At 48.7% G+C, this 18,962-nt stretch carries 19 protein-coding genes; 17 read left to right on the top strand and 2 right to left on the bottom strand.

All coding sequences use genetic code 11. From position 1 onward, the window contains the following. Positions 1-75 precede the first annotated feature (75 nt). Positions 76-1,224, top strand: coding sequence for an amidohydrolase family protein (locus ABCW45_RS10840; RefSeq protein WP_182431924.1), 1,149 nt, complete (start codon positions 76-78; stop codon positions 1,222-1,224). Between the two features lie 74 nt (positions 1,225-1,298). On the opposite strand, the gene ABCW45_RS10835 is transcribed toward ABCW45_RS10840, so the two are convergent. Then, complete coding sequence (locus ABCW45_RS10835) at positions 1,299-2,249, bottom strand: LysR family transcriptional regulator (RefSeq protein ID WP_118603265.1); 951 nt, start codon at positions 2,247-2,249, stop codon at positions 1,299-1,301. A 381-nt stretch (positions 2,250-2,630) separates the two neighbouring features. Here ABCW45_RS10835 and ABCW45_RS10830 point away from each other — a divergent pair, with 381 nt between their 5' ends. The 6 genes from ABCW45_RS10830 (at position 2,631) to thiI (ending at position 9,574) form a co-directional block, all read left to right on the top strand. Next, entirely contained in the window at positions 2,631-3,332 is a 702-nt protein-coding gene (locus ABCW45_RS10830) for an RraA family protein (protein ID WP_117484176.1), read from the top strand. 404 nt (positions 3,333-3,736) lie between these two features. Continuing rightward, positions 3,737-5,059 (top strand): sodium/glutamate symporter family protein, encoded by a 1,323-nt coding sequence (locus ABCW45_RS10825; RefSeq protein ID WP_343220831.1) that lies wholly within the window; start codon positions 3,737-3,739, stop codon positions 5,057-5,059. Between the two features lie 246 nt (positions 5,060-5,305). Beyond that, entirely contained in the window at positions 5,306-6,262 is a 957-nt protein-coding gene (prmA, locus tag ABCW45_RS10820; RefSeq protein WP_117552015.1) for a 50S ribosomal protein L11 methyltransferase, read from the top strand. After that, positions 6,262-7,014, top strand: a complete 753-nt coding sequence (locus ABCW45_RS10815) for a 16S rRNA (uracil(1498)-N(3))-methyltransferase (RefSeq protein WP_343220830.1) — start codon at positions 6,262-6,264, stop codon at positions 7,012-7,014. Before prmA ends, ABCW45_RS10815 begins: the two co-directional genes overlap by 1 nt. A gap of 84 nt (positions 7,015-7,098) precedes the next feature. After that, positions 7,099-8,262 carry a cysteine desulfurase family protein gene (locus ABCW45_RS10810; RefSeq protein WP_343220829.1) on the top strand — a complete coding sequence of 388 codons (1,164 nt, stop codon included), beginning with the start codon at positions 7,099-7,101 and terminating at the stop codon, positions 8,260-8,262. Between the two features lie 130 nt (positions 8,263-8,392). After that, positions 8,393-9,574 (top strand): tRNA uracil 4-sulfurtransferase ThiI, encoded by a 1,182-nt coding sequence (thiI, locus tag ABCW45_RS10805; protein ID WP_343220828.1) that lies wholly within the window; start codon positions 8,393-8,395, stop codon positions 9,572-9,574. 277 nt (positions 9,575-9,851) lie between these two features. Here the strand turns inward: thiI and ABCW45_RS10800 are convergent, their stop codons facing one another. Further along, complete coding sequence (locus ABCW45_RS10800; RefSeq protein WP_015555013.1) at positions 9,852-10,088, bottom strand: HPr family phosphocarrier protein; 237 nt, start codon at positions 10,086-10,088, stop codon at positions 9,852-9,854. Positions 10,089-10,289: 201 nt separating this feature from the next. Between ABCW45_RS10800 and mtaB the strand changes: the two genes are divergently transcribed. The 10 genes from mtaB to ABCW45_RS10750 all read left to right on the top strand — a co-directional run bounded on the left by mtaB (position 10,290) and on the right by ABCW45_RS10750 (position 18,876). Then, a complete protein-coding gene (gene mtaB / locus ABCW45_RS10795; protein WP_343220827.1) occupies positions 10,290-11,615 on the top strand; it encodes a tRNA (N(6)-L-threonylcarbamoyladenosine(37)-C(2))-methylthiotransferase MtaB in 1,326 nt (441 codons plus the stop codon). A gap of 200 nt (positions 11,616-11,815) precedes the next feature. Beyond that, on the top strand, positions 11,816-12,079 hold the full coding sequence (locus ABCW45_RS10790; RefSeq protein ID WP_021905317.1) for an IreB family regulatory phosphoprotein: 264 nt from the start codon (positions 11,816-11,818) through the stop codon (positions 12,077-12,079). Between the two features lie 90 nt (positions 12,080-12,169). Next, positions 12,170-12,604: a Holliday junction resolvase RuvX gene (gene ruvX / locus ABCW45_RS10785; protein WP_117484173.1), complete on the top strand. Its 435-nt coding sequence runs from the start codon at positions 12,170-12,172 to the stop codon at positions 12,602-12,604. A 136-nt stretch (positions 12,605-12,740) separates the two neighbouring features. Next, positions 12,741-13,010 carry a DUF1292 domain-containing protein gene (locus ABCW45_RS10780; protein ID WP_015555009.1) on the top strand — a complete coding sequence of 90 codons (270 nt, stop codon included), beginning with the start codon at positions 12,741-12,743 and terminating at the stop codon, positions 13,008-13,010. 214 nt (positions 13,011-13,224) lie between these two features. Next, positions 13,225-13,710, top strand: a complete 486-nt coding sequence (locus ABCW45_RS10775; RefSeq protein ID WP_181968271.1) for a Fur family transcriptional regulator — start codon at positions 13,225-13,227, stop codon at positions 13,708-13,710. Further along, positions 13,700-15,367, top strand: coding sequence for a ribonuclease J (locus ABCW45_RS10770; RefSeq protein ID WP_117470657.1), 1,668 nt, complete (start codon positions 13,700-13,702; stop codon positions 15,365-15,367). The genes ABCW45_RS10775 and ABCW45_RS10770 overlap by 11 nt, the downstream gene beginning before the upstream one ends. A gap of 170 nt (positions 15,368-15,537) precedes the next feature. After that, the gene (locus ABCW45_RS10765) at positions 15,538-15,942 is read left to right on the top strand and encodes an endolytic transglycosylase MltG (RefSeq protein WP_015555007.1); all 405 of its coding nucleotides are present in this window, start codon (positions 15,538-15,540) and stop codon (positions 15,940-15,942) included. Then, positions 15,939-16,598 (top strand): O-methyltransferase, encoded by a 660-nt coding sequence (locus ABCW45_RS10760; protein WP_117470599.1) that lies wholly within the window; start codon positions 15,939-15,941, stop codon positions 16,596-16,598. The genes ABCW45_RS10765 and ABCW45_RS10760 overlap by 4 nt, the downstream gene beginning before the upstream one ends. A 70-nt stretch (positions 16,599-16,668) precedes the next feature. Continuing rightward, the gene (locus tag ABCW45_RS10755; protein ID WP_343220826.1) at positions 16,669-17,898 is read left to right on the top strand and encodes a peptidase U32 family protein; all 1,230 of its coding nucleotides are present in this window, start codon (positions 16,669-16,671) and stop codon (positions 17,896-17,898) included. Between the two features lie 156 nt (positions 17,899-18,054). Next, on the top strand, positions 18,055-18,876 hold the full coding sequence (locus ABCW45_RS10750) for a YdcF family protein (protein ID WP_343220825.1): 822 nt from the start codon (positions 18,055-18,057) through the stop codon (positions 18,874-18,876). Positions 18,877-18,962: the final 86 nt, after the last annotated feature.

The raw sequence follows: 18,962 nt of genomic DNA, 5'->3' as shown, positions 1-18,962 counted from the left end.
TGCCCCTTTTCACATGGATACTGTTGGTAGGGACATTGAGAAGCTCAATGTCCCTTTTTATTATGAGGTGTGCAAATGGAAGATATTATTATTCGAAATGGACTGATTGTTGATGTCGAGAATGAAAAGATCGCGAAAGGCGATATCTCAGTAAAAGACGGTAAAATTGTAAAAGTTTGTTCTTATATAGAAGAACATGCAACAAGTGAAATTGATGCAGACGGATGCTATGTAACGCCAGGATTAATTGACCATCATACTCATATTTATCCATTGGCAGCAATTGGAACAGCTGGTGAAGCAGTATGCTTTGGATCTGGAGTTACGACTGCAGTGGATGCAGGAAGCACGGGCTGTGACAATTATGAACAGTATCGTGGCTGGATCGGAATGGAAAAGTTATCAATTATGCCGTATATCAATGTTTGCAGTGTGGGTTTATCTACACTTCCAAAGCAGATGGAAGATGTTAAACCAGAGCACATGGATGTGGGAAAACTCAAAGAATTATTTGACAAGTACGGAGATGAACTGCTTGGCTTAAAACTTCGAACAAGCAAAAATATTGTAGGGGAGCTGGGACTTGAACCATTAAAAGCAGCAGTTAAAATTGGAGAAAAAATTAACAGACCGTTGATGGTACATATTACAAATCCACCGGCAGAGATGGAAAAGGTTTTAGAGATTCTTAGACCAGGTGATATCGTGACACACATGTATCAGAATGTTGGTTATACAATTTTAAAAAATGGTCATGTTGCTGACTGCGTATGGAAAGCGAGAGAACGAGGCATTATTTTTGAAGCAGCGGATGCAAGAGCGCACTTCTCATTTGAGGTTTCCGAAAAAGCAATCGCTGAAAAATTCTACCCGGATCTGTTAGGCACTGATGTTACCCGCCTAAGCATGCATTTACGTCCGACAGCATTTAATATGGCAATGCAGATATCAAAATACACGTATCTGGGAATGCCTTTTGAGAAAGTAATTAAGGCTGCGACTTGGAATAATGCAGAAAATATGGGAATTTCGGATCGTGTAGGTAGCCTTAAGGAAGGAAAACAGGCTGATATTGCAGTGTTCCGAGTACATGAAGGTAAAAATGTATTCGGCGACAGACCGTATACAGATGAGACAGCTTCATTTAGAGAAAGCAATAGGGTGTTCGAACCAGTACTTACTGTTAAAAAGGGAGAGATGGTTTATAGAAATGTGACCTTCTAGAGGTCTTTTATCGAAATAGCAAAAAAGAATCCCCTATCAATATATGATACATGACAGGGGATTGGGTGTAGCTGCTAATGCGGCCGAACCTCCGCGATCCCATCAAACACATCCTTCGTGATCTCAATAAAATCATGGGCATACTCTGGAAGAAAACGTTCTTTGTGATAGGCAAGGACCAGCCGGTGGTTGATCAGTGACTTTTTCAGCGCGAGCGGAAACGCATTGGCATCTGGGTGGGCAGCTAAGAGCATCGGAAGACGCATCTGGGTGCAGAAGAATGCCCCGTAATTATGCGGATACAGGGACATGAACAGTTCTGTGGTCTGCGACTCCAGAAAGATATTCGGCTTTACCTTTGCGTCGAGGAAACACTGGTCCAGAGTTTTTCGAAGCTTCATGGAGGAGGCTGGGAGCAGGAACGGAATTTTTGAAAAATGTGCCAGTTCCACGCCGCTTAAGGATCCTTCTTTTAAGGTCTGCCAGGAATCGGGATAGTGGCGCTGCAAAAGCTCGTCGGAACAGACCAGGTAAATATGGTCGGTCAGAAGAGTGGAAGATTCCAGTTTGGGATTATCCTGATACATGACACCGATAAAAATATCAAGTTCCCCATTGTAGAGACGTTCTTCCATTGTGTTGGAGGATTCATTGCAGAGCTCGATCTTGATATTCGGCCATTTCGCGTAGAATCTCGGCAGGATCTCCGGGAGGCAGATCTGTCCGCGGTAGGCTGGGATCCCGAGTTTCAGATTGCCGATGCTTTTTTCGGAGATGTCGGCGAGACGGTTCTGGAATTCATGTTCCTCGGCAAGAATTTTTACGGCGACAGCGTAGAGCTGCTCCCCTGCATAGGTAAGGGCGAGCTTTGGCTTTCTGTGGAAGAGAGGGACACCGTAATACTGTTCCAGACGCTGGATATGCTGGCTTAGGTTCTGTTGGGAAATATAGAGCTTCTGAGCTGTGTTGGTGACGTGAAGCTCTTTGGCAAGTTCAACGAAATAGTACAAGCTGAGTAAATTCATAAAAAGATCCCTTCTATCTTTTGCAGGACGTAACGATTCAGTGCCTTCACAGCTGCGAGCAAAAATCCATTTTAAAACGTTTTATGCTCCGCTTTGGTCCGTGCTGGACGTGTGCCACTGGCCCACAGCGCCTGCGCAGGCCTCCTGAACAGTTACTGTAAAACAACGCTTTGCGAAAATGACGGATTATCCACCAGTATTTTCATTATATATAACGTTTATCAGGATGTAAAGTGGATAACAAAAAAATATTGTGAAAAGCAAACAAATACATTGTTTGTAATTGTCGTAGTGCTGCGATACAATATGGTCAGAAAGAGATGAGAGAGCAAAAGAAGCGATCTCAACCACATAAAAATCCAAGGAAAAGGAGATTACAAAATGGCAGTAGGCAAGAGAATCTATTTAAAGAGACACATGCCGGACAAAGAGGTTATGATGCAGTTTAAGAACATTCCGGCGTCCAACACATGTGATGTAATGGGAAGAAACGCGGCGATGAATCCGAGAATCCGCCTTGTAAGCCAGCCGAAAGAGCAGATGGCAGTCGGACCGGCACTCACTGTTAAGGCAAGAGGCGGCGACAACCTTGCTCTTCACGCAGCATTAAACATTGCTCAGGAAGGCGACTTTATCGTAGTGTCCAACGAGGAAGATGATACACGTTCCCTTATGGGCGAGATTATGATGGCTTATCTTCGTTATGACAGAAAGATCGCCGGTATCGTTCTTGATGGACCGATCCGTGACATCGATGAGATCGGAAAATGGGATTTCCCGGTATACTGCACAGGCACAACACCGGGTGGCCCGTACAAAGAGGGACCGGGTGAAGTAAATGTACCGGTATCCTGCGGTGGAGTCAGCGTAAACCCGGGAGACATCATCCTGGCTGATCCGGATGGCGTTATCGTTATCCCGAGAAAAGATGCTCCGCAGATCTTAGAGGACGCGAAGAAGTTCCAGGCGGCAGATGAGAGCAAGCTCGCAGCTGCAAAGAACGGCACAGCAAAGAGAGAATGGGTTGAGAAGACTCTCGCGGCAAAAGAGTTCGAGATCATCGACGACGTTTACGAGCCGTAATCCAGATCATATACGGACAGTTCGCCATGCGCGGAGCTGGAACTGCCATCTTTCCGGGCGGTCAGATGTCCGGGAAGAATTCAGCACCAATCATTTCATAATGAAGACCCCTATACTTTATGTTTGTTATACCCCAAACCTTATTTTGCGAAAAGCAGACCAGGGACAGGAAGCTCAACCTGTCCCTGATCTGCTTTTTGCATTTTTCACACAGGTGTCTGAAAACACGAGATTAAATGTGAAAGGCCAATCATAAAAATAAAGAAAACAATAGTTACATAACAATGATTTTTTGTTAAAATAGAAGAAATACATTGTTTGTATTTGGAAAAGAACAGAGATACAATATGGACATAAAGAGATTGGCCCAATCAAAAGAAAAAAATATTTTTACGGGGGTACATATGACAGTTGCGTCTCTATTTAGCGACATGATCCTCATTGGCGTGTTCATGCTCGCAGGATTTTTTGTAAGAGAAATCGTGAAACCTATCCAGAAGCTGTTCCTTCCGGCTTCCCTGATCGGAGGACTTCTGGCACTGATCCTTGGTCAGCAGATGCTTGGCCTTGTTGAAATTCCGGAGTCTTTCTCAAAATTCTCCAACGTCCTGATTGCTCCGATCATGGCGGCTCTGTTATTCGGCGTTACGATCAACAAAAAGAAAGTTGTCGGATACATGGATTACATCTGCGTTGAGCAGGGAATCTACGGTATGCAGATGGCAGTCGGCGCTGCTCTTGGAGCACTGCTCGCGGTGCTTTGGCCGGGTCTTCCGAAGGGATGGGGCACCATGGGTGTGTTCGCGTTCCAGGGGGGTCACGGAAACGCAGGTGCGGCAGGACAGACATATGAGAATCTCGGTATTCCGGAAAATCTGTCAGTCGGAATGGTCCTTGCTACATTTGGTCTGATCATGGCTATGTTAGTCGGCATGGTTGTTGTAAACATCGGTGTAAGAAAAGGCTGGACAAAATTCGTTAAGGATGCGCAGAAACAGCCTGACTGGTACTATGGCGGAGTCCTCCCGGAGGAAAAGAGAAGTTCCATTGGCAGCACCGTGACAAGCTCCATCGGTATCAACCACCTTGCACTTCAGGGCGGCTGGCTTCTCGCGGCGGTTTACGCAGGTCGTCTTCTGATCAAGGCCGTCGGTCTTGTATGGCCGGGTGTCAGCGTTCTTCCGACTGTTATTCAGGGCATCCTCGGCGGAGCAATTATCTGGAACCTTGCGAAGGCAGTCAAACTTGACCGATATATTGATGTAAAGACCATCAAACATGTCAGCGGATTTTTACTTGAGGTCGTTGTCCTCACGGCGATGGCAACGCTTGATATCGAACTCATCAGTACATACATCGTGCCGATCGTGATCTACACAGCGATCTGCTGTGCGCTGACACTTGCGATGTCTCTTGGCTTCTGCAAGCTGTTCTGCAAAGAAGAATGGTTTGAAAAAGCATTGATGGCATTCGGAGTAGGTACAGGAAACACGGCGACAGGTCTTGCACTTGTCCGTGCCGTTGACCCGGATTCCAACTCCAGCGCACCGGATAACCACGGTATCTACAGCGCGGTTATGTGCTGGAAGGAAGCTTTTGCAGGTCTCATTCCGATGTGGACCATGTCCGGAATCGGAATGACCGTAGGTGTCGGCGGAGTGATGTGCGCGATCTGCATCATCGTAGGCTGCATCTTATTTGTTCGTCCGAGCAGAAAAACAGCATAAAATCGGAAACCTTTGCGGGGCAGAGCGGGAACGCTCTGCCCTGTTCTGTTTCCGCATTTTCCCACCTTGCAAACCCCGGAAAACTATGTTATGATATCATGTGATTTCGTCTGCGTCCATGTTGGATGCGGGCATATGTGCGGTGAGTCTGGAATCAAAGATCGGAATGATGGGCGAAGAACGTGAAAGAGCAGCGGGAAGTTCTGATCCTGGACAGGCAAAAGAACATAGAAGGAGAAATGATATATGAAATGGAAGAAATTTACGCTTGAGACGACCACGGACGCAGTGGATTATCTCGGAAGCATGTTTGATGATATCGGAATCGAGGGAATGGAGATCGAGGATAATGTACCGCTTACCGAAAGCGAGACGAAGGGAATGTTCATCGATATTCTCCCGGAGCTTCCGCCGGATGACGGTACCGCGAGAGTTAGCTTCTATTTAGACGAGGACGAGGATACGGAAGAAAAGTTGAAGGCTGTCCGTGAGGGACTCGAGGAGATCCGCCAGTTCGTGAATATCGGTACCGCGAAGATCACAGAGTCTGAGACGGACGATAAGGACTGGATCAACAACTGGAAACAGTACTTCAAACCGTTTACGGTTGATCATATCCTGATCAAGCCGACGTGGGAGGAGATCCCGGAAGAACATAAAGACAAGCTCCTGATCCAGATCGATCCGGGAACTGCGTTTGGAACCGGAAAACATGAGACGACACAGCTCTGTATCCGCCAGCTCGAAAAGTATGTAAAGCCGGGCGTGAAGGTCCTTGACCTCGGAACAGGAAGCGGAATTCTCGGAATCGCCGCGTTAAAGCTTGGTGCAGAGTATGTATTTGGAACGGATCTCGATGAGAACGCCATCACCGCAGTTCATGAAAATCTTGCAGCCAACGATATCCCGGAGGAGAAGTTCGGTGTGATCCAGGGAAATATCATCGACGATAAGGCGACACAGGATGCGGCGGGATATGAGTGCTACGACATTGTTGTGGCAAACATTCTTGCCGACATTATCATCATGATCCAGAAACAGGTCCCGTTCCACTTAAAGAAAGGCGGAATCTTCATCAGCTCCGGTATTATTGATATGAAGGAACAGGCTGTCCGCGAAGCACTTGAGGCGAACGAAGCCTTCGAGATCATCGAAGTGACAAGACAGGGCGAATGGGTATCCTTCACAGCGAGGAAGAAATAGTGTACCATTTTTTTACGGAAACAGAATTTTTTACAGAGTCGGAGGCCGTGATCACCGGTCCCGATGTGAATCACATTAAGAACGTACTGCGGATGAAACCGGGTGAAAAGCTCCTGTTAAGTGACGGTAAGGGCACAAATTGCCTCTGCGAGATCACGGAACTTTTCCCGGATAAAGTCCTTGCGAAGATCCTGCCGGAGGAAGTGGACGATACGGAGCTTCCGGTAAAAGTGACCTTGTATCAGGGACTTCCGAAAGCAGACAAAATGGAGTTTATCATCCAGAAATGTGTAGAACTTGGTGTCACAAAGATCGTTCCGGTGGACACAGACCGCGCGGTGGTGAAGCTTGACGCGAAAAAAGAGGAAGCGAAGAGAAAACGCTGGTACGGGATCTCCGAGAGTGCGGCGAAACAGTCAAAGCGCATGATCGTTCCGGAAGTCGGAAATGTCATGAAATTTAAGGCGGCCATTGAGGCGGCAGCGCTGGATGATCTGGCGATCATTCCATACGAAGATTCCGAGAGTCTTCCGGGAGCAGGCGGAATGGCACTCACGAGAGAACTGATCGGAAGCTTAAAACCGGGGCAGAGTCTGTCTGTTTTTATCGGACCGGAGGGTGGATTTTCCGACGGGGAAGTGGAACTTGCGATGCAGTCTGGGGTGAAGCCGGTGACGCTTGGAAAGAGAATTCTCAGAACAGAGACAGCCGGAATGTTTGTGATGGCGGCTGTGGGGCTGCTACTGGAATAAATGGTAAATTAAAAAAGCAAAAGAAGACCGGTATATGAATGTGGAGAATGTTTTGCCGGTCCAGACTGGGAGTAAATAAAACTCATGGAAAAGAGAGAAGTTTATTTTGATAACTCCGCGACCACGCGCGCTTTTGACGAAGTGCGCGATATCGTCGCAAAAACAATGACGATCGATTACGGAAATACCTCTTCGAGACATATGAAGGGGGTAGAGGCAGAAAATTACATTAAGACTGCCCGTGAGGAGATCGCGAAGACTTTAAAAGTGAAGGATAAGGAGATTCTCTTCACTTCCGGCGGAACCGAGTCCAACAATCTGGCGCTGATCGGAACAGCGCTTGCAAATAAACGCGCCGGAAACCACATTATCACCTCCTGCGTGGAACATGCGTCGATCTACAATACGACAGCGTTTCTCGAGGAGCTTGGATTCCGTGTGACCTATCTTCCGGTAGATCATAACGGACATGTATCCTTAGACGCGCTCCGGGAAGCGATCTGCGATGATACGATCCTGGTTTCAATTATGTATGTGAATAACGAGATCGGCGCCGTAGAGCCTATTGAGGAGATCGCGAAGATCATCAAAGAGAAAAAGCCGTCCGTTTACTTCCATGTGGACGCGATCCAGGCTTACGGAAAATATGTGATCCGACCGAAGAAACAGGGGATCGATCTTTTATCTGCCAGCGGGCATAAGATCCACGGTCCGAAGGGAACCGGCTTCCTCTATATTGATGAGAAGGTAAAGATCAAACCGATCATCTACGGAGGCGGGCAGCAGAAAGGCATGCGTTCCGGTACGGAGAATGTTCCGGGATGTGCAGGTCTCGGACTTGCAGCAAAGATGGTTTATACAGATCATGATGCAAAGATCGATAAGCTCTATGCGATCAAGGACCATATGATAAAAGGTCTTCAGACGATGGACGGCGTTACAGTCCATGGTCTTACCGGACGGGACAGCGCTCCGCAGATCGTTGCGGCAGGCTTTGAAGGTGTAAGAGCAGAGGTTCTGCTCCATGCGCTGGAGGATAAGGGAATCTATGTTTCTTCCGGCTCCGCATGCTCCTCCAACCATCCGGGTGTGTCAGGAACCCTAAAGGGGATCGGCGTGAAGGATTCCCTGCTGGATTCCACGCTTCGCTTCTCCTTCGGTGCATTTAATACCGAGGAGGAAGTGGATTACTGTCTGGAAGTACTGAATGAACTTGTGCCGATGCTCAGAAGATATCGGAGGGCATAAAGATCATATACAACCTTTGACGGGAAAAACGAAGAATTCCCGGTCAGTCACTAAGAAAATGTCCTGAAAAGCGGCAAAGGTTAAAAAAATGCCGGCTGTGAAACATTCAGGATCCTATGGAGGATATTCCGTGAAATACAGATCATTTTTAATCAAGTACGCAGAGATCGGCGTAAAGGGAAAAAATCGTTACCTCTTTGAGGATGCCCTTGTAAAACAGATCCACCACCGCTTAAAGAATCTGGAAGGAAAATTCGAGGTCACAAAGGAGGCGGGAAGAATCTATGCGGAGGCCAGCGAGGACTTTGATTACGATGAAGTGATCGATGCTCTTCAGCATGTATTCGGAATCGTCGGTATCTGCCCGATGGTTCAGATCGAAGACAACGGTTATGAGGATCTGAAGGCACAGGTCGTAAAATATATTGATGATGCCTATGAGAATAAGAATTTTACCTTTAAGGTCGTTGCAAGACGTGCAAACAAGCAGTATCCGGTAGTTTCCGACCAGATCAACCGTGACCTCGGTGAGGTGATCTTAAACGCGTTCCCGGAGACAAAGGTCAATGTCCACACACCGGATGTGCTGCTCCGTGTGGAGGTGCGCCATAAGATCAATATCTTCTCCGAGACGATTCCGGGACCGGGCGGAATGCCGATTGGAACAGCGGGACGCGCCATGTTATTATTATCCGGCGGAATCGACAGCCCGGTTGCAGGCTGGATGATCGCAAAGCGCGGCGTGACCATCGACGCGACCTATTTCCATGCACCGCCATACACGAGCGAGCGCGCAAAGCAGAAGGTCGTTGATCTCGCAAAGCTTGTTGCGAAATACACAGGCCCGATCCGCTTGAATATCATCAACTTTACCGATATCCAGCTCTATATCTACGATCAGTGCCCGCATGACGAGCTTACGATCATCATGCGCCGTTATATGATGAAGATCGCAGAGACGATCGCGAAGGAGAATGATTGTCTGGCACTTGTCACCGGCGAGAGCATCGGTCAGGTCGCATCCCAGACGATGCAGTCCTTGGCTGTCACAAATGAAGTCTGCGAGCTTCCGGTCATGAGACCGCTCATCGCCTTCGATAAGCAGGATATCGTTGATATCTCCTTAAAGATCGGCACCTACGAGACATCTGTTCTTCCGTACGAGGACTGCTGCACGATCTTCGTTGCAAAGCATCCGGTTACAAAGCCGAGCTTAAAAAAGATCAAAAATTCAGAGAAAAAGCTGGATGAAAAGATCGACGAGCTGATGAAGACAGCTCTGGAGACAAGAGAGGTGATCCGCTGCATCTAAAATGCGGTTTGGGATTCCCAGTTGGACTGAAATGTGCCGCAGCATGGAAAATGATGTTATGCGGTGCGGAAAAAACTGGCGGAAAAGGAAACTATGAGAAGCACGCTTTGCGAGCTTCTCAAGTTATCGCGGCATCTACACTCCGTTTCGGTCGTTGCTAAACAAGCGCCACCGGCGCTTAGCAACGCCAAGGTCTCATGCAAGCATGGACTTTGGCTCGTTGCACGCGTAAAAAACTGCCGGAATTTAGTTTCCGGCAGTTTTTAAAAACACTTTCTTATGCTTCAATGATATACGGAGCAAGTACAGTAAGGATCTCTTCTGTATTTCCGCCATCGTGGATATTTAAATCGATCGGCTTGGAAAGGTCCAGACTGAAGATACCCATGATGGATTTTGCGTCGATGACGTATCTGCCGGAAACAAGGTCGAAATCGGTATCAAACTTGGTAAGGTCATTTACAAAAGATTTCACTTTATCGATGGAGTTTAAAGAAATTTTAACGGTTTTCATGTCAGTGTTCCTCCCAATATTCGAATATTTTTTGATTCTGGTAATAAAAAAACCTATCTTCATACTAAATGGACATGCATGAAAAGTCAAGAGGTATCTTGAATAAAAAACAAGCTTTGCACATGATATGATTCTGAAATTTTGAGGACGGAAACATGGCATGGCAGAGAAATCACCCCAGTAATTACAAGGAGATTGAATATGAGAAAAGCAGCGCTGCATAATCTTGGCTGCAAAGTAAATGCATACGAAACAGAGGCCATGGAACAGCTTCTGGAGGCTGCAGGCTATGAGATCGTGAGCTTTGAGGAGAAAGCGGATGTCTATGTCATCAACACCTGTTCCGTGACAAATGTTGCAGATAAAAAATCCCGCCAGATGCTGCACCGCGCGAAGGCGAAGAATCCGGACGCGGTGGTAGTTGCGGCAGGATGCTATGTCCAGGCGGCGGCGGACAAACTGAGAGAGGATGCCGCTGTTGATCTGATCATCGGAAACAACCGCAAGGCGGACCTTGTCCCGCTTCTGGAGGCATGGTTTGCCGGAAAAGAGATCCGGGAGTCCATCACGGACCTTGCGGGATCCAACGAGTACGAGAAACTTCACATCAACAAACAGGCGGAGCACACCCGCGCCTTCATCAAGGTTCAGGACGGCTGCAACCAGTTCTGCAGCTACTGCATCATTCCGTATACGAGAGGCCGCGTCAGAAGCCGCCGGCCGGAGGATGTGGAGGAGGAAGTAAAGATCCTGGCAGAGGAAGGTTACAAGGAGATCGTTCTCACCGGAATCCACCTGACCTCCTACGGCATCGATTTCAAGGATGAGGGAATCGACTTTCTGACACTGATTAAGAGACTTCATGAGATCGACGGAATCGAGCGGATCCGTTTTGGTTCCTTAGAGCCCCGTGTCATCACAGAAGAGTTCGCGTCGGAGCTTTCCAGGCTTCCGAAGATCTGTCCGCATTTCCACCTGTCCCTGCAGAGCGGATGCGACGATACCCTGAAGCGCATGAACCGCCATTACACCTGCGAGGAATATGCGGACCGCTGTGAGATCTTAAGAAAACACTTCAGGAATCCGGCGATCACGACGGATGTTATCGTCGGATTTCCGGCAGAGACGGATGCGGACTTTGAGACAACAAGGAGATTCCTCGAAAAAGTTCACTTTTACGAGATGCATGTGTTCCCGTATTCCAGACGTGCCGGAACCCGCGCGGACCGGATGCCTGACCAGGTGCCGGAGCCGGTGAAGAAAGAGCGCAGCGCCGTTCTCTTAAAACTCGAGAAGAAGATGTCCGGGGAGTACAGAAGTTCCTTCGCGGGAACAGAACAGGAGATCCTTCTGGAGGAACCGGTGACCATCAATGACGAGATTTACATGACCGGGTATACAAAGGAATATGTAAAGGCAGCGATCCGTCTCGACGGACGTGATCCGAAAGCGCTGAAAAATACGTTCGTTTCGGGCATTCTTGGAGATTTTCTGACAGAGGAGATTCTGCTTCTGAACGAAAAATAAGTATTTTTGGCACCCAAAATGCCGTGAAACAGTGTTGAAAGTCCCGATTTTTCTGGCTGAAAATGAAAAACAGCGTTAAATTGGGCGAGTAAGTTTTATATTGCACAAAATATGAAAGTAGAGTAGAATAAGGATAGCAACAAAAGGGGTGGCTTTGCGCGAAAAGCGCGGGACAGCCGTCGAAGGACGTGGGGATATTTATGGGCGATATCAGTAATACACAATATTTTAAAGCGGTACAGGAAGATAAAAAACTGGAGGTTGGTGAGGTCCTCCGTGAGGTTTACGAGGCGCTCACGGAAAAGGGATACAACCCGATCAACCAGATCGTCGGCTATATCATGTCTGGTGATCCGACCTACATTACAAGCTACAAGAGCGCAAGAAGCCTGATCATGAAGGTGGAACGTGATGAGATCCTGGAAGAACTGATGGAGAATTATATCGATACGAGACTCCGCTAGTTTCCGGGAAAGATAAGAAAGAATATGCAGACAGCCGGGAATCACCGGCTGGTTTTGCTATGAGGAAAAACAGATAGGATAATATACGTTATGAGAATACTCGGACTGGATTTCGGTTCAAAGACCGTGGGAGTCGCAGTCAGCGACGGACTTCTTCTGACGGCACAGGGTGTCGAGACCATCGAGCGCAAGGACGAGAATAAACTGCGCAAGACATGCGCCCGGATCGAGGAGCTGATCGCGGAGTACGAGATCACGGAGATCGTGCTGGGACTTCCGAAAAATATGAACAATACAGAAGGAGAGCGCGTCGAAAAGACGAAAGCTTTCGGAGAAATGCTGGAGCGCCGTACCGGACTTCCGGTGCATTACTGGGATGAACGTCTCACGACCGTTGCTGCGGAACAGATCCTGATGGAGAGCGGAGTGCGCCGCGAGAACAGAAAAGCGGTGATCGATAAAGTCGCTGCGGGGCTGATCTTACAGGGTTATCTGGACTGCCTGAAAACGAAGGAAAAAGAATAATACGAAACGATACCTGAGAACTTTTCGTTACTGTACATGTAACCGCTGCCGTGCATCCGGAAGAAGCTGCCGGTGGAAGGTTCTGTAAGTGAAGGTCTTGAAAAGTTACACATTTTTCAGAGACAGGAGAATATGTATGGAAGAGAGAAAAATCACATTGGTCGACGATGACCAGACACTGGAATTCTATGTTGTGGAGGAGACAAAATTAAACGGGGCAAACTATCTTCTTGTCACAGACGCGGAAGATGACGACGAGGAAGGCGACTGCTATATCTTAAAGGATATGTCCGGCGCAGACGAGTCTGATGCTCTCTATGAGTTCGTGGAAGATGAGGACGAGCTGGAAGGTCTCATGAAGATCTTCGCGGAGCTTCTTGACGACGTGGATCTCGAGAAACAGTAGAGCACGTACAAAAAGCAGAAAACAAACATTCAATACACAGATACAGACAAACAATCGTATTGACAGTCAGGAAACTTGCCCGTCTGGATGACGGGAAATAGGCGGGTCCTGGTGCTTGGAAAAGAAACTGATCGAATGCAGGACCGGTTGCTGTCTGCGCAGAACGCTGGCAGCAGGAAGGTTTTCGGAGGACAGATGTTGGGGGACAATGAAAATGAACGACGAAACGGTAAAAGGACTGCTGCGCAAGGCAGGACTCAAAGTAACAAATCAGCGTATGATGGTACTTGATATTATTGCGTCCCATCCAGCGGAACATCTGACTGCGGAAGAAATTTATGATTTAGCGAAAGTAAACAGCCCGGAGATCGGACTGGCTACGATATACAGGACCGTACAGGTCCTTTTAGACCTGCATGTAATCGACAAAGTCACATTTGATGACGGTTTTACCCGGTATGAGCTGAACGGTGAAGAAAGCGCGTCGGGACACCGCCACCACCATGCCATCTGTACCGGCTGCGGAAAGGTGTATTCCCTGGAATCAGACCTTTTGGACAGTCTGGAAGAGGAGGTTATGGAGAAACTGGGCTTTCTCGTGACAAACCACGAGGTAAAGCTCTATGGACTTTGCAGTGAATGCAGGACGAAGAATGAAAATAAGAAAGAGGTTATGAATCGTGAAGAACGTGAAGAATGATACAGCAGACTGCAAAGTCAAAATTATCCCTCTCGGGGGACTGGAACAGATCGGAATGAACATGACAGCCATCGAGTACGGCGACAGCATCATCATTATGGACTGCGGACTTGCATTCCCCAGTGATGACATGCTTGGAATCGATCTTGTCATTCCGGATGTGACCTATCTAAAAGATAATTATGAGAAAGTAAAAGGATTCGTTATTACCCACGGTCATGAGGACCATATCGGAGCGCTTCCGTACGTGTTAAAAATGGTGAACGCGCCGGTCTATGCGACAAAGCTGACCATGGGCTTAATTGACCATAAACTCGAAGAGAACAACATGCTGCGCAGCGTAAAGCGCAAGGTCGTAAAGCACGGACAGTCCATCAATCTCGGCTGTTTCCGCGTAGAATTTATCAAGATGAACCACTCCATTGAGGACGCGGCTGCCCTTGCGGTATTCACACCTGCGGGAATCATCTTAAATACCGGTGATTTCAAGATCGACTACACTCCGGTATTCGGCGATGTGACAGACCTCCAGAGATTGGCAGAGCTCGGAAAGAAAGGTGTTCTTGCCCTTCTCTGCGACTCCACAAACGCGATTCGTCCTGGATTTACCATGTCCGAGAGAACCGTCGGAAAGACCTTTGATGCGATCTTTGCGGAGCATCAGCAGAACCGTATCATTGTTGCGACATTCGCTTCCAACGTGGACCGTGTCCAGCAGGTCATCAACTCCGCATGCAAGTACGGCAGAAAAGTCGTTGTGGAAGGCCGCAGCATGGTCAACGTCATCGGAACTGCCCAGGAGCTCGGATATATCAATATCCCGGATGGAACGCTCGTGGATATTGAACAGTTAAAGAATTATAAGGAGGAGGATACCGTCCTCATTACAACAGGAAGCCAGGGTGAGTCCATGGCAGCCCTTTCCAGAATGGCATCCTCCATGCACCGAAAGGTCTCCATCACTCCGCGCGATGTGGTCGTTTTAAGCTCCACACCGATTCCGGGAAATGAGAAGGCTGTTTCCAGAGTGATCAACGAGCTCTCTATGAAGGGCGCGAAGGTCATCTCTCAGGATACCCATGTATCCGGACACGCCTGCCAGGAGGAGATCAAGCTGATCTACGCGTTAGTACGCCCGAAATTTGCGATCCCGATCCACGGCGAATACCGCCACAGAATGGCACAGAAGGAGCTTGCGATCTCTCTTGGAATCCCGAAGGAGAATGTTGTGATGCTCCACACAGGAGACGTGCTTGAGATCGGTGAGAGCGGAGCGGACGTTATCGATCATGTACAGTCCGGCGGTGTTCTCGTTGACGGACTCGGCGTCGGAGATGTCGGAAACATTGTACTCCGCGATCGTCAGAATCTTGCCCAGAACGGCATCATCATCGTTGTCCTGACGCTGGAGAAGCATTCCAATATGCTGCTCTCCGGACCGGATATCGTATCCCGAGGATTTGTCTATGTGCGTGAATCCGAGGATCTGATGGAAGAGGCTCAGGCAATCGTGGATCAGGCTGTGGCAGACTGCTTAGAGCGTCACGTGTCTGATTGGGGCAAGATCAAGAACATCATCCGTGACAGCTTAAGCGACTTCTTATGGAAACGAATCAAGAGAAACCCGATGATCCTTCCGATCATCATGGAAGTTTAAATGAACCCAGTTAGCCGTGCACCGAGCTGGGCTGAAAATTGTGTTGCAAGCTTGCTTGCATAAGCAATTTTTGGCACAGCTCAGTATAGGGGGGAACGCCCCCGACTTCTTGTTTTCATGCACATGAAAACAAGAAGATACACGGCGGAGCTACCTGCAAGGGAAATGATATGAGCAAGATAACGAGAGAAATCAACAAAATCAGCCTGTTTGTCATCAGCACATCCGGAAGGATCATCCTGTACGGTCTCGCTGCGGTACTCATTGTTACGGGGGCGAGAAGCGCCTACTCCTTCGGACATGGGATCTTCTACGCGCCGGCAATGGAAGCAGAGCCTGGAACAGAAAAGAGTATCAAACTGGACGGGGATGAGTCGGTGGAAGAGGTCGGAAAGATCTTAAAGAAAGCCGGTCTGATCCGCGATGCCCGCACATTTACGATCCAGGCAAAATGCTATGGATATGAAGTGAACGCGGGAACCTACGAGTTAAACACCTCGAAGGATTCCAAGGAGCTGATCAATATTTTAAAGGAAAATCCGGACGATACCGCGAAGGAAGACACAAAATCATGATCACGGAGAACAGACTTACGACTTATATAAATTCCCTGGCCCAGGGAGACGGACCGCTTATTGAGACGATCGCTGAGAATGCTGTGAAGAACAGGGTTCCGATCATCCGCAGGGAGACAGCATCGCTCTTAAAGACGATGGTGACGCTGGTGGCTCCGAACAGGATCCTTGAAGTTGGAACTGCGGTCGGATACTCGGCACTTTTGATGGCATCGGTGATGCCAAAAGAGTGCCGGATCACGACCATTGAAAAATATGAAAAGAGGATCCCGGAGGCGAAGGAAAACTTCCGCCTTGCTGGGATGGAAGAAAAAATCACGCTGCTGGAGGGCGATGCCGGGGAAATCCTTGCGGGTCTTTCCGGCTCCTTTGATTTTATCTTCATGGACGCGGCAAAGGGCCAGTACATCAACTGGCTGCCGGATATCCTGCGCCTTCTGCGGGATGGCGGACTTTTAATGTCTGACAATGTCCTCCAGGACGGAACGATCATGGAATCGCGTTACGCGGTGGAGCGCCGTGACCGGACGATCCACGAGCGGATGCGGGAGTATTTATATACGTTAAAACATATGGATGAATTCGAGACTTCGATCCTGCCGGTGGGCGACGGGGTCGCGCTCAGTGTGAAAAAAGGAAGCGGTCCGGCAAAATAGAGGCGGACTTGTTTCATGCGGTCAGCGCAGCGGGTGTGCAGACCGGTTGAACATTTGGAAAGGATGAATTATGAGAAAAACAGAACTTCTGATTCCGGCAGGAAGCCTTGATGTCTTAAAGACAGCCGTTATCTACGGCGCTGATGCTGTATATCTCGGCGGTGAGGCATTCGGCCTCCGCGCCAAGGCGAAAAACTTTACGAACGAAGAGATCATGGAGGGCATCAAATTTGCCCATGACCACGGCGTAAAGGTGTATATCACAGCGAATATTCTCGCGCACAACGACGACCTTGCAGGTGTTGAGGAGTATTTTGAGGAGTTAAAGACGATCCGTCCGGACGCTCTCATTATCTCAGACCCGGGTGTTTTCACCATCGCAAAGCGGGTACTCCCGGATATGGAGATCCATATCAGCACCCAGGCGAACAATACAAACTATGGAACATATCTCTTCTGGCATGAGCTCGGCGCAAAGCGTGTGGTTTCCGCCAGAGAGTTATCTTTAAAGGAGATCAAGGAGATCCGGGAGCATATCCCGGAAGACATGGAGATCGAGAGCTTCATCCACGGCGCGATGTGCATTTCCTACTCCGGAAGATGCCTGCTCAGCAACTTCTTTACGGGCCGCGACGCGAACCAGGGTGCCTGTACCCATCCGTGCCGCTGGAAATACTCCGTTGTGGAGGAGACGAGACCGGGCGAGTATATGCCGGTATACGAGAATGAGCGAGGAACCTATATTTTCAACTCCAAGGATCTCTGCATGATCGAGCATGTGCCGGAGATGATCGACGCCGGAATCGACAGTTTTAAGATCGAAGGCCGCATGAAGACGGCGCTTTATGTGGCAACAGTTGCCAGGACCTACCGCAAAGCCATCGATGACTATCTGGAGAATCCGGAGAAATATAAAGCGAACATGGAGTGGTACAAGGAAGAGATCGGAAAGTGCACTTACCGTGAGTTTACCACAGGTTTTTACTTTGGAAAACCGACGTCCGAGACCCAGATCTACGACAGCAACACGTATGTAAAGAACTATATCTATCTCGGAACTGCGGAAGAGCGCGATGCGAGAGGATTCGCGAAGATCGAGCAGAAGAATAAGTTCTCCGTCGGTGAGACCATCGAGATCATGAAACCGGACGGAAGAAATATTTCCGCCCTTGTCCGCGGCATCTACACCGAGGAGGGCGAGAGCCAGGAGAGTGCACCGCATCCGAAACAGGTCCTCTATATCGACCTGGAGGGGGAAGTGGAGCAGTACGATATTCTGCGTAAGAAAGAGGCAGAGTAAGAGATTACCAGATGGCGATTTCCCGAGCAAAAATGTTCACAGCACGCAGAACTAGCACGCAGAACTGGCTGGGATCCTGCGGGGGTGGAGGGAAACATTTTCAGAGTTGACAGAATTGCAGATAATAATGTGAAAGACTGGAAAGGAGGCATAATTGTGGCAGTAGTTTTTTGCATCATTGGAATATTATGCCTCATTTATTACGGCGTGATCGTGATCTACTCCGGCGCGGGAACTTCGTTCTCGGCGATCTGGATCATACTGGCGCTGGGATTTTTTGCCGCGGCCGCGGTGATGAAGTTTTACCCGAGATTCCGCGACAAGATTCCGGTGCAGCTGGAAGTGGCGGTGATCACGTTTTTTTCAGCCATCGCCTTTATTTTTGTCGTGGTGGAACTCATGATGGGTTTCAGCGCTATCTCCTTCCAGAAGGAGAGTGTGAACTACGTGATCGTCCTCGGCGCCCAGGTGCGCGGAAACAAGATCAGCCGCACCCTGGAGCGGCGCCTGGATAAGGCGGTGGAGTACGCGGCCTATCATCCGAACACGGTGTTCGTTCTTTCCGGCGGACAGGGCGATGATGAGGATGTGACAGAGGCATCCGCTATGTACCGATATATGAAGAGCCGTGGGGTGCCGGATTACCAGCTCCTCTTAGAGGAATCGTCCCGCAGCACTTACGAAAATATGGTATACAGTAAGATTCTGATTACGGAAAGAGAACGTCTCCGCCGGGCAACGCTGCGCGCGGCCATGGCGGAATACGGTTACCTTCTTCCGCCGGATGAGGAAATCACGATCCGCGTGGGCATCCTCACCAGCAATTTCCACGAACTCCGGGCAAAAGGAATCGCAAGACACGTCGGAATCCCGAATGTCAGCGGAATTTCCGCGAAGTCGGATCCGGTGCTTTTTGCACATTTTTGTGTCAGAGAGTGTTTTGCGATATTAAAAGATAAATTTGTGGGAAATATGTAAATAAGGGCATCAAGGTCAGGAATCCGACGCAAGCTTGCCTGCAGGAGAGGGCATGACCTTGAGACCCGCCAAAAACATGAGTAAGC

The organism is Pilosibacter fragilis, assembly GCF_032490495.1.
In the GTDB taxonomy this organism is placed as follows: domain Bacteria; phylum Bacillota; class Clostridia; order Lachnospirales; family Lachnospiraceae; genus Pilosibacter; species Pilosibacter fragilis.
This window is presented reverse-complemented; position numbering and strand designations above follow the sequence as displayed.